Source organism: Asticcacaulis sp. AC402, assembly GCF_000495835.1.
GTDB lineage: Bacteria > Pseudomonadota > Alphaproteobacteria > Caulobacterales > Caulobacteraceae > Asticcacaulis.
In genome coordinates this window covers 188,611-201,375 of the sequence record NZ_AWGC01000004.1, presented here as the reverse complement: position 1 = coordinate 201,375, position 12,765 = coordinate 188,611, and the positions used below count along the sequence as shown (strand labels likewise).

Sequence of the window (12,765 nt, the reverse complement as noted above, 5' to 3'; positions counted from 1 at the left end):
GTAAACGTTTACATGGCCCTTTCCGAAGGCTAAGACAGCCTCAAAAGACGGAGGAAGTCATGATCAGAACGACCGCTATGCTCGCGGCCCTGTTGCTTGCCGCCACGCCCGCCCAATCCTTTGCTAAAACGGCCGAACGCACCACCTATATCAATCCGCTCGACATCGACTACCGCTACAATTTCGAGCAGATGAACGAGAAAATTTCCTACCGCACCGGCGCCGATCCGGTGATCGTCCTGCACAAGGGAACCTACTACCTGTTCCAGACCCTGGCCGATGGTTACTGGAAGTCGGACAACCTGATCGAATGGGATTTTGTCACGCCGTCGCGCTGGCCGTTCGAGAGCATTGTGGCGCCGGCCGTGATTTCCGACAGTGAGACCCTCTACATCATGCAGTCGCACACGCGCGTTTCCAGCCTGCTGAAAAGCACCGACCCGGCGTCGGGCAAGCTCGACTTCTGGGTTCGCCGCACGCCGCCCGTGCCGACTGCCGTTGGCGAAGGCGAGGAGTACAAGATCCGCCCCGATCAGGTCCAGCCATCCCCCTGGGACCCTGGCCTGTTCATCGATGACGATGGCAAGTGGTACATGTACTGGGGCTCGTCCAACGTTTATCCGATCTACGGTATCGAAATGACGCCGAAACCCTTCGCCTACAAGGGTGAGCCGAAAAAGTTCATCTGGTTGCAACCGGAGAAGCATGGCTGGGAACGCTTCGGCCAGGACCATAGCGGGACACTGGCCAACGGCACGCCGATCAAGCCCTTCACCGAGGGTGCGTGGATGAACAAGGTCAACGGCAAATACTATCTCCAGTACGGGGCTCCGGGTACGGAGTATAATGTCTACGGCAATGGCGTCTATGTCGGCGACAATCCGCTGGGCCCGTTCACCTACGCCGACTACAACCCGGTGGCCTATAAGCCCGGCGGGTTTGTCGAAGGCGCCGGCCATGGCTCGACCTTCCAGGACAAGCACGGCAACTACTGGAACACCGGCACGCCGTGGATCGGTTACAACTGGACCTTCGAGCGCCGCATCGACATGATGCCGGCGAAATTCTACGACGACGGCCAGATGGCGGTTTCGGCGCGCTTTGCCGATTTCCCGCAGTACATGCCGACCGCCAAAATCGACGACCCGGATGCGCTGTTCACCGGCTGGATGTTGCTGTCCTACCGCAAGAAGGCCGTAGCCTCCTCTGTCCAGGACGAATTCACCCCCGACAGGACGACGGACGAGGACCCGCGCACCTTCTGGCTGGCCGGCAGCGCCAATCCGGGCGAGACTCTTACGCTCGACCTGGGCGCGGCCAAGACCGTGCGGGCGGTGCAAGTCAACTATACCGACTACAAGTCCGGTATCTATGAGGATCGCCCTGACATCTACACCGAATTCAAGCTGGAAAGCTCGCTGGACGGCAAAACGTGGACTCGCCTGGCCGATACGGGCGAAGAAAAGCGCGACCGGCCCAATGCCTATTTCGAGCTGCCGGCACCGGTGAAGGCGCGCTACGTGCGCTATATCCATGGCCATATTGCCGCGCCTAATCTGGCGATTAGCGACCTTCGCGTTTTCGGCTCCGCGGACGGGGCGGCGCCGGTCAAACCAAGTGGCTTGAAGGTTGTGCGTGATACCGACCCGCGGCAGGCGCGGATCAGTTGGAAGCCGGTCAAGGGCGCGGTTGGCTACAATGTCCGCTGGGGGATCAAGCCGGATCGGCTGACCCTGACCTATCAGAAATGGGCGGATGAAGGCACGGCGTTCGACTTGCGGGCTTTGACGGTGGGTGTGGGGTATCATGTCGCCGTCGAGGCCTTCAACGAATCCGGCGTCTCAGTGTTGAGCGAAGTGGTTGAGCTACCGTAATTTTTTACCTCTCCCCGTTTGCCTGCCGGCGAGGCCGGGGAGAGGGGATTCTATAGCGCTTTCAGAAGCCGATACATCACTTCCGCCACGTCCCAGTCCTCGGGTGTATCGATATCGACCACCTGTGTGCGCGGCAGGACCACCGGCGCGGCCAGCGGGGAATACATGTTCTCCCCCGCCAGCCATGCCTCCGACCAGCCCCAGTAGAACTGAGCTGCGTCATGAAAAGCCGGCTTCAGGTCCTGTGACCGGCTCATCAGGTGCTGCGGCTGGAACATTTCCACCCCATCTCCGGCGGTGCGACACAGCGCTCTCTGTATCGGAAAGGCGAACGACGTCACGCTGAAGGCAAACCGTTTGCCGGGTTGTTGCAGCCGTTCCCAGCCTTCGACCAGCCGCGCCGGATCGAGTAACGGGGCCGTCGCATAGATGCAACAGGTGGCGTCATACACATCACCCTGATCGCGGCACCAGGCGATGGCATGGGCGACGACATCGTCCGTACCCGCATGATCGTTGGAAAGCTCCGGAGGACGTACAAACGGCGTCGTGGCACCAAAGGCGCGGGCAACCTCGGCGATCTCCTCATCTTCGGTCGACACCACCACCGCATCGAACAAACGGCAGTCCAGTGCCGCCTGGATCGAATAGCTGATCATCGGCCGGCCATGGAACGGCTTGACGTTCTTGCGCGGAATGCGCTTGGAGCCGCCGCGGGCGGGAATAACGCACAGCTTACGCATCGGCCAGCAACTCCTCAAGACCCGCAAAGCCGATGTTCATCACGGCATCGATAAAGGCCATATAGGCTATGAAACTTGTGCCCTGAGGGTAAGGTTTCGGCTCGTGGCTAAAATAGATGACCGGGAAGCCGGCACCGCGGAACACACCTTCCTCTTCCATGTAGGCGCGCGAGCCGGTTGGCGAGACATACTCCGTCGCCCCCGCCGCCCGGCAGATGGCCAGCAGATGTTCCGACCGTTTACCGCCGCATCCCAGGGCCGAGGCGCGTTGGGTCGGTGTCGTGATGCCCAGCCGGCGGGCGGCATCCTCGATGATACCGATGTTGAAATCGCTCAGCTTTTGATCCGGCTGTGGTGTCAGGTGCGGGCGGATAAAGGCTAGCCCTTCAGCAAAACCCGGCCGCTTGCGATAGGCGTTTTCCATGGCATTGAGATGCTTGCGCCGCCAGTCGCCTTCGTCATTGAGGTAAACCTCGTCCAACCGGTCGGTCTGGTTATGCTTCCTCAGGCTGACACTGAGCATTTGTTCTTCGCCCGCGGCACAGATGCGATTGCGCGTTTGCCAGGACCTCCGTTCCAGCTGGACGTCATCGAGGAAGACAAAGACATCGACGCGGCGCATCAGATCAAAATAGCCGATATAGGGCAGGTAGGTCGGCTGCATGACGGCTGCCCGCATCAGGCGGCGATCCGGTCGAGCGCCGTCTGCAGCGCCGCATATTTGGCAGCCTTGGCGTACTGTTCCCAGCCGCCGGCGACGAAGGCCGCGCCATAGCGGTCGGCCATGTGGTTGCGCAAAACGCCAAGCGCCGCCACCGTGTCCACCGTATGGAATAACCAGCGCGGCTGGCGTTCTTCCAGAACGACCTCGCCGGTCAGCAGATCGGCAATGGGGGTATCGGCCACCAGGCGTTTGGCCTCCAGACGCAGGTCGGCCTCGTTCGCCGGGCGCACGCATTCCAGGGTGACGATCGAGACCGTCGCCGTTGGATAGGCGTAGAGGCGGAAGATAGCGCCTTCGCAGGTGAAGTTCTGGATATAGAAGGGCGCATTCAGGCCATAGCGGCAGGTCAGGCTGAAGACATGGAAGTCGGCGCGCTGCAGGTGCGGCGCCTTCATGCCGGCGTGCGGGAACAGCGGCATGGGATTCGCGGACCAGTAGACCCGTTCGCCACGAGTCATAAGATCATGGGCGATCTTGGGGGTGATCAGGCTGCGGTCGCAGACGGCGATGTTGAGATTGCTCAGTACATGCCGGATATCGTCAAACAGGCGCGGAAAACCACCAACGGGCAGGTGTGCCGTCGCATTGGCCGTATAGCCCCAGGCGTCGCGCGGCAGGCCGTACAGTTCGTCGTACAGCGCGTCCTGACGCTTAAGCTGTTTCATCGTGTCGATATCGGCATCGGCGACAATCACCCGGTTCATCGCCATGGGAATGGCGACATCCTTGTCGAGCGTGGCCGGATCGGCATTGAGGTGCCAGCGCGCCATGGCGGTCAGGCGTTGCGCGATCTGTACCGGATAGCGATGGAAGCGGTCCTGAAGCGAGGTCATCTCGCCAGATTTAAGCGCGATATCTCCATTGGACACTGTGACCACGGGACTGCCAAAACCGGATTGGAAATGGTTCTTGCCGTTTATCTCGCTGAGCGATCCAAAGCGATTTTCGAAAGGTTCGAAATTGAGACCATAGCGACGCAGGAGTTGCAGCTGGGCATCGCGGTCGTCGGCGAAATAGATGGTGCCCGTGCGGATCTCGTGACCCTTGGCCATGCGGCTTTGGGCGACCCCACCGACCGCGTCCGTGCGTTCATAAAGCCTGATTTCGCGCCAGCCCTGGTCATGTGCCATCAGGGCGGCCGTCAGTCCGCTCAGGCCCCCGCCGACGATATGCAGGACGCTCATTTTGCCATCTCCGCCCAGATAACCAGGTCGCTGTTGTTCGCGATCAATTGTCCGGCCTGATGGTTGTCGAAGCGGATATGGAAGATGGAGGGGTTGACGACGCCAAACGCGCCGGTGATCAGGTCGACCAGAGCGTCGCGGCTGTAGAAACGGTGGAACAGCCCGGCCTCGCCGGTCTCAACTGTGTCCAGGATAAAGCTGTCGGGACCGGCGGGTTCGCCCTTGCCGTAGCGATAATCATCGATCAGCCGAGTTCGAACGAACAGACTGGCGCCGGGCGCAGCGTGAGCACGGACGGTCTTGGCCAAAGCCGCGACGCCACCATCACGCAGGTAGCACAAAACATTCGGCAGCAACACGACATCGACCGGTTTCGTGATGCCTGCCGGCAGGCCGTCATCGGCCGAGGCCTCGATCAGCTGGGCGTCGGGGCCCAGATTGTGCCGTGCCTGGGCCAGGGCTTCGGGAAGGATATCGACGCCGGTAACCTGCCAACCGTAGTCGGCATAGAGCATCAGATTGTTGCCGGCGGCGCAACCGACCTCCAGTACATGGCCGGTGCGGTTTTGCAGTCCGGTCTTGTAGAAATGCCGGATGATATAGTCGTCGGGGAACTTCAGGCCCTGGATATCTTTCAGCGCACGCATGGCTCACTGTCGCTCAGGTGTGGACAGGGCAGCGAATCGCTGCTTCCTGTTGAAGCATCGATGTTAGGTGACAAGGTTCAACCTAATGTTAACGTGGTTAACCTTTTCTGGACGGCCATGACACGTCTTCTGATACGCACCGAAGCCGGCCCTGAGATCGGCATGGGCCATTTCATGCGCTGTTTTGCGCTGGCCGAGGAAGCGCGGGCGCGTGGAATAGCGGTGGTCTTCCTGATCAATGAGATCAGCGACGCGGTGCGTATGCGGTGCAGGGCGGTCGGCGCCACGGTGGAGGTGGTGGCGGGCTTTGACGCACTCCCCGTAACGCCCGGCGACCGGGTAGTGATCGACAGCTACGAGGCGACATCTGCCTTTATTTCAGGCATCGCGGCACCGGTTGCGGTGATCGACGACCTCGAGAACCTTGACCGCTATGACTGTGCCGTCATCGTCAATCCGGCTTTGGCGGCAAGGCCGGAAACCTATGCCGGCAGGACGGCGGCACAGCTTCTGCTTGGGCCGCAATACGCCCTGATCCGGCGTGAGTTCCGGACGTCTGCGACATCGAATGCGGAACCCTTTGTTGCCGTGACCCTGGGGGGCAGCGACCCCGCGGGCTTGACCGGTCCGGTGGCGCGCCAAATCCACGAAGCTATCCCGAATACGGCTCTTCGCGTCATCGCCGGCCCGGCCAACCGGCAGATCAAAAACCTGCGAGCCCTGGACTTACCGCAGATGGAGCTATTCGTCTCGCCGCCATCGGTGGCGAATGTGCTGGCGGGTGCGCGGCTGGTGGTTGTGGGCGCAGGCGGCAGTCTTAATGAGGTCGCCACCATGGGCCTGGCAGGGGTGGCGGTCGTGGCATACGACAATCAGCAGGCTGAACTGGAGGCGTGTCCCTTCCCGGTGATCGATGCGCGGGCGGGTTTGCCGGCAGATTTCGCAGAGCAGGTACGCGAGCTCGTTGCCGACTCTCAACGTCTTGAGACCAACGCCCGTCACGCACACGCCATGATCGACGGCGAGGGGGCCGGGCGCGTCATCGATGCGATTTTCGCCCCGCGACGGTAACAAATCCGCCTGGAGCGCGTATATAGACGCAACAGCTTGAAAGAACCTCGCCATGACCAAGTCCGCCCTCGGTTTCGACCTGACCCCACCGACTCCTGCCCAGATTGACAATCTGGCCGCCCGGCTCGATCCGGAAGCGCGCCGCATCCTGCTCAACCACGGTACCGAAGCGCCCTTCTGCGGCCGTTTCGACGAGTACGAGGACGAAGGCACCTATGTCTGTAACCTGTGCGACCTGCCGTTGTTCTCGTCGCGCGCCAAGTTCCATTCCGGCTCAGGCTGGCCCAGCTTCTACCAGTCGGTCGACAAGGACCATATCCATTACGTGCGCGACGTTTCCCACGGCATGGTGCGCACCGAAATCCGCTGTGGCCGCTGCGATTCGCATCTGGGCCACGTCTTCGAAGACGGCCCGCGTCCGACTGGGCAGCGCTATTGCCTGAATTCCGTCGCCATGGAGTTTGTGCCAGAGGGCGAGACCCTACCCGACCGCCTGCATCGCGGCGCACCGGAAGGTGAGCCGATCAAGGCAGGCTGACCGCCTTCATAACGGCGGCGAACTTGCCACCGTCCTGGCGTTTCAGCGCCAACAGATCTTCGATCAGCCGGTCCTGGCGGATTTTCTGCGCCTCGGCCTTGGCCTCGTCGATGCGCGCCTTGAGATCGGCCAGGTCCTGGACGCACTTGTCGCCGGACAGGTCGGGATTGGTCTTTTCAGCCTCGCGGACCAGAATCTCGACCACATCCATAAGCCGGCCGATCTGACGGCCATAGGAGTCCTGGGCTACGATTCGCTTTTCGGTATCAGGCGCCGAGGAATTGGCCTCGTTGACGGTGAGAAAAGACCAGCCCGGCAGTATCGGCTGGTTCAGGCTGCTCGGTACGGCGGTCGATGGCCAGTCGAACCAGGGGAACAAGGTGGACATTCACGATACCTCCCAATTATGACGAGAGCGGAAGTCTATACCGCATTGCAACACTGTGTATGCGGGAAAGTAAAAATCACACGAGACGTGAATCCAGTTTGAAAACGTCGAAATTTAATACGCTTTGAAAATTCTTACTCCAAGAGATTAATGACAGCCTAGAATGAGTATAACTCTTTAATATATAGGTTTTTGCGCCGCAAATAATCTCTATACGGATTAATGAGTCTGGCTATATCGCACGCAAAAAAGATCCGAACACTGACAAAAAACGGTTGCAAACCCGCAGAAATGGCGCATCTTTAGGTGGCAGTCCCGCGGGTACGGTTGCGCCTCGACCAGGCTGACGCCCAAAAGCAAGAAAAAATTTGGAGTACTCCCCATGATAAAACACGTGATTTTTGCCGGTGTTGCCGGCATGTGCGCCCTGGGCGCCGGTTCAGCTTTTGCCGACTGTGATTCGACCCAGGAAGCCGTGGTTGGTCAGGCAATCGCTGACGCTGCGCGCGACTATGTCCCGCAAAGCGGCGAGCGCTCTCTTGACCTCATCCTCTGTGAGGGTGGCGGTTCGAGGTTCGAAGCACGTTTTCGTTACAGCGTAGAGAGCGATGGTCGTGAGACCTGGATCGAGGGCAAGGCGCGCGGCCGCTATGACCGCGTCGAGGTGTTTACGGTCAGCCGCGCCAGCCCTGACCTCCAGACCCAGGACCATGCTCGCGCCGATAACTGATCCCCTCTTTGTCGCGCGGCATAAAGAAAGCGGCCTCGGATTGATCCGAGGCCGCTTTTTTGTGATCGCCAAGGCGATACCTTATACAAGGCGAGACCTTATACCAAGCCTCATAAAGAATGACGCTTTGTATTCGTTTTTTTTCAGCTCAGGCGCCGCATGGCTCCTCGCAAAAGCTCGGGCGCGCAGTCGCGCTTGCCAACCCACGATGAGTCAAGATTTTCGCGGGTTGGTATTACAGAGGAAAAGTATAGGCCGTCTTTACAATTGTGTAGAACTCCACGGCATAGGCGCCCTGTTCGCGCGGGCCAAATGACGACGCCTTACGGCCGCCAAACGGCACGTGATAGTCGACACCTGCCGTCGGCAGGTTGACCATGACCATGCCCGACTGGATCTTGCGCTTGAACGTCTCAGCGGATTTCAGCGACCTGGTGCAGATGCCGGCCGACAGACCCATTTCGGTGTCATTGGCAACGGCAATGGCTTCGTCCAGATCCTTGACGCGGATGACCGAAGCCACCGGCCCGAAGACCTCTTCCTTGTTGATCGCCATGTCGGCCGTAGTCTTGTCGATCAGGGTCGGGGCGTAATAATAGCCCGGCGTGCCAAAGGTCAGGTCTTCGCCACCGGCGACGACCACACCACCTTCTGCCCTGGCCTTGGCGACAGCATCACGGGCGATGTCGAGCTGCTCCTGGCTGGCGATCGGGCCCATCTGGACGCCGTCGGCGCGCGAATCCCCCACCTTGATGGCGGCCGTGGCCTTGCCCAGGGCTTCGACGAAGCGGTCGGCGATGCCTTCGGTGACGATGATGCGCGACGAGGCCGTGCAGCGGTGGCCAGACGAGAAGAAGGACGAGTTCAGCACCGAGTTGACGGCGTTGTCGAGGTCGGCGTCATCGAGGACGACGACCGGGTTCTTGCCGCCCATTTCGCACTGGACTCTCTTGCCCTTGGCAACGGCCTGGTCGCGAACGCGGGTGCCGGTCGGGACCGAGCCGGTGAAGGAGATGGCGTCGCAGCCGTCGATCATGTACGGGCCGGCGACCGAGCCGCGGGCGAAGACCATGTTCAGCACGCCCTTCGGCAAGCCGGCTCGGTTCAGAATGTCGCTCAGTTCCCAGGCGCAGCCCGGGGTCAGTTCGGCTGGCTTGAAGACGACCGTGTTGCCAAAGGCAATGGCCGGGGCAATCTTCCAGGCCGGAATGGCAATCGGGAAGTTCCACGGGCAGATCAGGCCGATGACGCCAACCGGTTCGCGGGTGATTTCGACCTTCACGCCCGGACGGACCGAGTCGAGCACCTCGCCGTGGGCGCGCAGGGCCTCACCGGCGAAATACTTGAGGATATGGCCGGCGCGGGTCACTTCGCCGATGCCTTCCGGCAGGGTCTTGCCTTCTTCGCGCGACAGCAGGGCGCCCAATTCGGCCTTGCGGGCCAGGATTTCGGTGCCGGCATTGTCGAGCACGTCAAAGCGCTGTTGCGGCGTCGAATACTGCCAGGTCTGGAACGCTTCACGGGCGGCGGCGATGGCGGCCTTGACCTCGGTTTCGCCGGCGGTCGAGTAGGTGCCGATAATGTCGTTGGTGTCGGAGGGGTTGATGTCGTTAAAGGTCTTGTCCGTGAAGACCCACGCACCGTTGATCAGATTACCTTTTGCCGACATGACGTTCTCCTTGGGGTTGGCATTTTTGGGTTGGCATGTGTTGCGGGCTCTATAAGCCTTCGTGGTAGCGTTAACAAGACGCATCTTGTGGCGCCTATATAGTCAGACAATTGCCAAATGTCACCCTGGTCGGGAGACAAGTTTTCGTAATTATTGAAACTTTGGGTAATGCCTTTTGAGGTGCATGGATTTTTGAGCCTGCTAAAGCGCAGGGCTAGTTCATTTGTATCCCAAAGGCGTAGTCCCATGGCCATCCCGTTCATCGACCTCGGCGTTCAGCGCGAGCGCATCGGCGCCAAAATCGAAGCGAACGTGCTCAAGGTCATCAAGCACGGCGCCTACATCATGGGGCCGGAGGTCAAGACCTTCGAAGCCAATATGGCCGCCTTTGCCGGCGCCAGGCACTGTCTGTCCTGCGCCAACGGTACCGACGCCATCGAACTGATCCTGCTGGGTCTTGGGATCGGCGTCGGCGATGCTGTTTTCGTGCCGGCCTTTACCTTCGTCGCCACAGCTGAGGTCGTGCCGATGACCGGCGCCGAGCCGGTTTTCGTCGACATCTTGGGCGATACCTACAATATCGATCCTGCCAAGCTTGACGCTGCCATTGCCAATGTCGCCGCAGAAGGCCGCCTGAAGCCCGCCGCCATCATAGCCGTCGACCTGTTCGGCCAGGCGGCTGACTATCCGGCGCTCTCCGAGGTTGCGCGCAAGCATGGCCTGCCGCTGATCTGCGACTCGGCCCAGGGCTTCGGCTGCACCATCGACAACCGCCAGCCGTTGGAGTGGTGCGTCGCCACCGCCACCAGCTTCTATCCCGCCAAGCCACTGGGTTGCTATGGCGACGGCGGCGCAGTCGTCACAAATGACGACGCCCTGATGGAGAAGCTAGTATCTTTCAGGGTCCACGGCGGCGCTACGCCGACCGATGTCGCGACGATGAACTTCGAGCACGAAGCCAAGTACCTTAATGTCCGCGTCGGCATGAATTCCCGCCTCGACACCATCCAGGCGGCGGTGCTGATCGAAAAGCTGGAGATTTTCGGCGAAGAGATCGAACTGCGCCAGGGTGTGGCCAAGCGTTACAACCAGCTTCTGGACGGCCGGGTGAAAAGCGTGCCGTTCGTGAAGGACGGCTATATTTCGACCTGGGCGCAGTACACGATCGAGCACGACAATCGCGATGGCTTGCAGGCGCACCTGCGGACCCTGGGCGTGCCGTCGGCGGTCTATTATCCGATCCCGCTGCACCAGCAGCCGGGCTATTCCATGTACACGGCGGGCGGCTGGGACCTGAGCGTGTCGGAAGCCAGGTCGAAGACGGTGATTTCCTTGCCGTTCAGCCCCTATCTCGACGAGGCCACCCAGGATCAGATCGTCGCCGCTGTGACCTCCTTCAACGGGTAAATGATTTTTGTAACCGCGAATGAACGCGAATAAACGCGAATTTCACGATCGTTCCGGGGTGCCAACGAGTCTCCAAATCTAATGAGCGCTCAAGCGCTCACTTAATTCGCGCTTATTCGCGGTTCCAAACCACTTCTTGTCGAATTCACCTTTTCGCCGGTACCGTAGAAATTTCCTAAGACGTGGGAAAATTTCCGAAAAATAGTGAGCGCGCGCGAAAAGTTTGACTTTTCAATCGTTCAGACTGCTGTTATGGACACACATGCGTCACATTTCGCGCCTGCACACTGGATGGCATCCGGCATTGCGGTGCCATGTGGCACTTTAGGTTAATCGGCTGGGATCGGATAAATGACGGCAGCAACGGTCAGTAGCGCAGCACAAGCGGCAGCCCCCGCTGCCCCGGAAGCGGCAAGCTCGGTTTCGGCATCTGTCGAAGCCTTCAGCGGCCTCGCCCACCAGGTCAAGCTGGAACTGAACGCGGGCGATACGGCCTTCATGATCCTGTCAACCGTGCTGGTCCTGTTCATGACCCTGCCGGGTCTGGCTCTGTTCTACGGCGGCATGGTCCGCAAGAAGAACCTGCTGTCGACCCTGGCGCAATCGGTAGCCGTTTCGGCCGTCGTTACTGTCCTGTGGATACTGGTCGGCTACTCCCTGGCCTTCGGCAAGTCCGCCGACGGCATCAACGATTTTATTGGCAGTTTCGACGCTGTGATGTTGAAGGGCGTGACGCTGCAGACGGCGCATAGCCTGGCCAAGGGCCTGCCGGAATATCTCTGGATCGCCTACCAGATGACGTTTGCCATCATCACGCCGGCCCTGATCGCCGGATCGATCGCCGAACGCATGAAGTTTTCGGCCTTTGTCCTGTTCACCGCCCTGTGGCTGCTGTTGGTCTATGTGCCGATCTGCCATTGGGTGTGGGGCGGTGGTTTTGTCGGCGCCAAGATGGGCGTCCTGGACTTTGCCGGTGGCGCTGTTGTCCACGTCAATTCGGGTGTCGCCGGCCTGGTTGCCGCCCTCGTCCTGGGCAAGCGCAAGGGCTTCGGCCGCGACAATATGGCACCGCATAACCTCGGCTACACCATGATTGGCTCCGCTATGCTGTTGGTCGGCTGGATCGGCTTCAATGCCGGTTCCGTGTGGGCCTCAAATGAACTGGCCGCCGTCGCCATGCTGAACACCATCGTCGCCGCCATGACCGGTATCATCGGCTGGACCCTGCCGGAGTGGATCGAGCGCAAGCAGCCGACCCTGTTAGGTCTGGTATCGGGGCTGGTCGCCGGCCTGGTTGCCATCACGCCGGCCGCCGGTTTCGTCAATCCGACCGGCGCCCTGGCTATCGGCCTGTTCGGCGGCGTGGCCTGCTACTTCGCCTCGACCTATGTGAAGAATATGTTCAAGTACGACGACTCGCTGGATGCCTTTGGCGTGCACGGTGTCGGCGGTTTTGTTGGCGCTATCCTGACAGCCGTGTTCGCCGATGAATCGATCAACGCGCTGGGCAAGGATGCGACCGTCCTGAAACAGTTCCTTGGCCTGGTGGTGGTCATCGCCTGGAGCGCGGTCTTCACATTCCTCATCCTGATGATCTGCAAATACACAACAGGCCTGCGTGTAACAGACGAGGAAGAGATCGAGGGTCTCGACATGTCACAGCACGGGGAGACCTTGCACGGATAGTCCGAAACGACTTCAGTGCCGAGTTCGAAAGGTCCCCCTCGCGCTGCCAAGCGACGAGGGGGTTCGCATGTTAAGGCTGAAAGGTTTTCCAGGCTGCATGGCTT

At 60.2% G+C, this 12,765-nt stretch carries 12 protein-coding genes; 6 read left to right on the top strand and 6 right to left on the bottom strand.

What is annotated here, in order from left to right; genetic code table 11:
- Positions 1-59 precede the first annotated feature (59 nt).
- The gene (locus tag ABAC402_RS23340) at positions 60-1,874 is read left to right on the top strand and encodes a family 43 glycosylhydrolase (protein ID WP_031235107.1); all 1,815 of its coding nucleotides are present in this window, start codon (positions 60-62) and stop codon (positions 1,872-1,874) included.
- A gap of 50 nt (positions 1,875-1,924) precedes the next feature.
- Here ABAC402_RS23340 and pseF read toward each other — a convergent pair whose 3' ends face one another.
- Genes pseF through ABAC402_RS23320 form a run of 4 tightly spaced genes read right to left on the bottom strand, consistent with a single transcriptional unit; the run spans position 1,925 to position 5,172 of the window.
- Complete coding sequence (gene pseF, locus ABAC402_RS23335) at positions 1,925-2,617, bottom strand: pseudaminic acid cytidylyltransferase (protein WP_023448068.1); 693 nt, start codon at positions 2,615-2,617, stop codon at positions 1,925-1,927.
- On the bottom strand, positions 2,610-3,296 hold the full coding sequence (locus ABAC402_RS23330) for a WbqC family protein (RefSeq protein WP_023448067.1): 687 nt from the start codon (positions 3,294-3,296) through the stop codon (positions 2,610-2,612). The genes pseF and ABAC402_RS23330 overlap by 8 nt, the downstream gene beginning before the upstream one ends.
- On the bottom strand, positions 3,296-4,525 hold the full coding sequence (locus ABAC402_RS23325) for an FAD/NAD(P)-binding protein (RefSeq protein ID WP_023448066.1): 1,230 nt from the start codon (positions 4,523-4,525) through the stop codon (positions 3,296-3,298). The genes ABAC402_RS23330 and ABAC402_RS23325 overlap by 1 nt, the downstream gene beginning before the upstream one ends.
- Positions 4,522-5,172, bottom strand: a complete 651-nt coding sequence (locus ABAC402_RS23320; RefSeq protein ID WP_023448065.1) for a bifunctional 2-polyprenyl-6-hydroxyphenol methylase/3-demethylubiquinol 3-O-methyltransferase UbiG — start codon at positions 5,170-5,172, stop codon at positions 4,522-4,524. The genes ABAC402_RS23325 and ABAC402_RS23320 overlap by 4 nt, the downstream gene beginning before the upstream one ends.
- 117 nt (positions 5,173-5,289) lie before the next feature.
- On the opposite strand from ABAC402_RS23320, the gene ABAC402_RS23315 reads away from it, so the two are divergent.
- Both ABAC402_RS23315 and msrB read left to right on the top strand, forming a co-directional pair.
- Positions 5,290-6,243, top strand: coding sequence for a PseG/SpsG family protein (locus ABAC402_RS23315; RefSeq protein ID WP_155847283.1), 954 nt, complete (start codon positions 5,290-5,292; stop codon positions 6,241-6,243).
- Between the two features lie 52 nt (positions 6,244-6,295).
- Positions 6,296-6,781, top strand: a complete 486-nt coding sequence (msrB, locus tag ABAC402_RS23310) for a peptide-methionine (R)-S-oxide reductase MsrB (RefSeq protein ID WP_023448063.1) — start codon at positions 6,296-6,298, stop codon at positions 6,779-6,781.
- On the opposite strand, the gene ABAC402_RS23305 is transcribed toward msrB, so the two are convergent.
- A complete protein-coding gene (locus tag ABAC402_RS23305) occupies positions 6,768-7,169 on the bottom strand; it encodes a hypothetical protein (RefSeq protein WP_023448062.1) in 402 nt (133 codons plus the stop codon). The genes msrB and ABAC402_RS23305 overlap by 14 nt on opposite strands.
- Before the next feature lie 382 nt (positions 7,170-7,551).
- On the opposite strand from ABAC402_RS23305, the gene ABAC402_RS23300 reads away from it, so the two are divergent.
- Positions 7,552-7,899: a hypothetical protein gene (locus tag ABAC402_RS23300; protein WP_023448061.1), complete on the top strand. Its 348-nt coding sequence runs from the start codon at positions 7,552-7,554 to the stop codon at positions 7,897-7,899.
- A 235-nt stretch (positions 7,900-8,134) separates the two neighbouring features.
- Here ABAC402_RS23300 and ABAC402_RS23295 read toward each other — a convergent pair whose 3' ends face one another.
- Positions 8,135-9,568 (bottom strand): aldehyde dehydrogenase family protein, encoded by a 1,434-nt coding sequence (locus ABAC402_RS23295; protein WP_023448060.1) that lies wholly within the window; start codon positions 9,566-9,568, stop codon positions 8,135-8,137.
- Between the two features lie 246 nt (positions 9,569-9,814).
- Between ABAC402_RS23295 and ABAC402_RS23290 the strand changes: the two genes are divergently transcribed.
- Together ABAC402_RS23290 and ABAC402_RS23285 are read left to right on the top strand one after the other, a co-directional pair.
- Positions 9,815-10,975: a DegT/DnrJ/EryC1/StrS aminotransferase family protein gene (locus ABAC402_RS23290; RefSeq protein ID WP_023448059.1), complete on the top strand. Its 1,161-nt coding sequence runs from the start codon at positions 9,815-9,817 to the stop codon at positions 10,973-10,975.
- A gap of 351 nt (positions 10,976-11,326) precedes the next feature.
- Positions 11,327-12,661, top strand: coding sequence for an ammonium transporter (locus ABAC402_RS23285; RefSeq protein ID WP_023448058.1), 1,335 nt, complete (start codon positions 11,327-11,329; stop codon positions 12,659-12,661).
- Positions 12,662-12,765 lie beyond the last annotated feature (104 nt).

What these genes read in the sequence shown, in the direction of transcription:
- ABAC402_RS23295 (WP_023448060.1), bottom strand. Translation starts at nt 9,568, where the DNA reads ATGTCGGCAAAAGGTAATCTGATCAACGGTGCGTGGGTCTTCACGGAC.
- ABAC402_RS23300 (WP_023448061.1), top strand. Translation starts at nt 7,552, where the DNA reads ATGATAAAACACGTGATTTTTGCCGGTGTTGCCGGCATGTGCGCCCTG.
- ABAC402_RS23285 (WP_023448058.1), top strand. Translation starts at nt 11,327, where the DNA reads ATGACGGCAGCAACGGTCAGTAGCGCAGCACAAGCGGCAGCCCCCGCT.
- ABAC402_RS23290 (WP_023448059.1), top strand. Translation starts at nt 9,815, where the DNA reads ATGGCCATCCCGTTCATCGACCTCGGCGTTCAGCGCGAGCGCATCGGC.
- ABAC402_RS23320 (WP_023448065.1), bottom strand. Translation starts at nt 5,172, where the DNA reads ATGCGTGCGCTGAAAGATATCCAGGGCCTGAAGTTCCCCGACGACTAT.
- ABAC402_RS23305 (WP_023448062.1), bottom strand. Translation starts at nt 7,169, where the DNA reads ATGTCCACCTTGTTCCCCTGGTTCGACTGGCCATCGACCGCCGTACCG.
- ABAC402_RS23330 (WP_023448067.1), bottom strand. Translation starts at nt 3,296, where the DNA reads ATGCGGGCAGCCGTCATGCAGCCGACCTACCTGCCCTATATCGGCTAT.
- ABAC402_RS23315 (WP_155847283.1), top strand. Translation starts at nt 5,290, where the DNA reads ATGACACGTCTTCTGATACGCACCGAAGCCGGCCCTGAGATCGGCATG.
- msrB (WP_023448063.1), top strand. Translation starts at nt 6,296, where the DNA reads ATGACCAAGTCCGCCCTCGGTTTCGACCTGACCCCACCGACTCCTGCC.
- ABAC402_RS23325 (WP_023448066.1), bottom strand. Translation starts at nt 4,525, where the DNA reads ATGAGCGTCCTGCATATCGTCGGCGGGGGCCTGAGCGGACTGACGGCC.
- ABAC402_RS23340 (WP_031235107.1), top strand. Translation starts at nt 60, where the DNA reads ATGATCAGAACGACCGCTATGCTCGCGGCCCTGTTGCTTGCCGCCACG.
- pseF (WP_023448068.1), bottom strand. Translation starts at nt 2,617, where the DNA reads ATGCGTAAGCTGTGCGTTATTCCCGCCCGCGGCGGCTCCAAGCGCATT.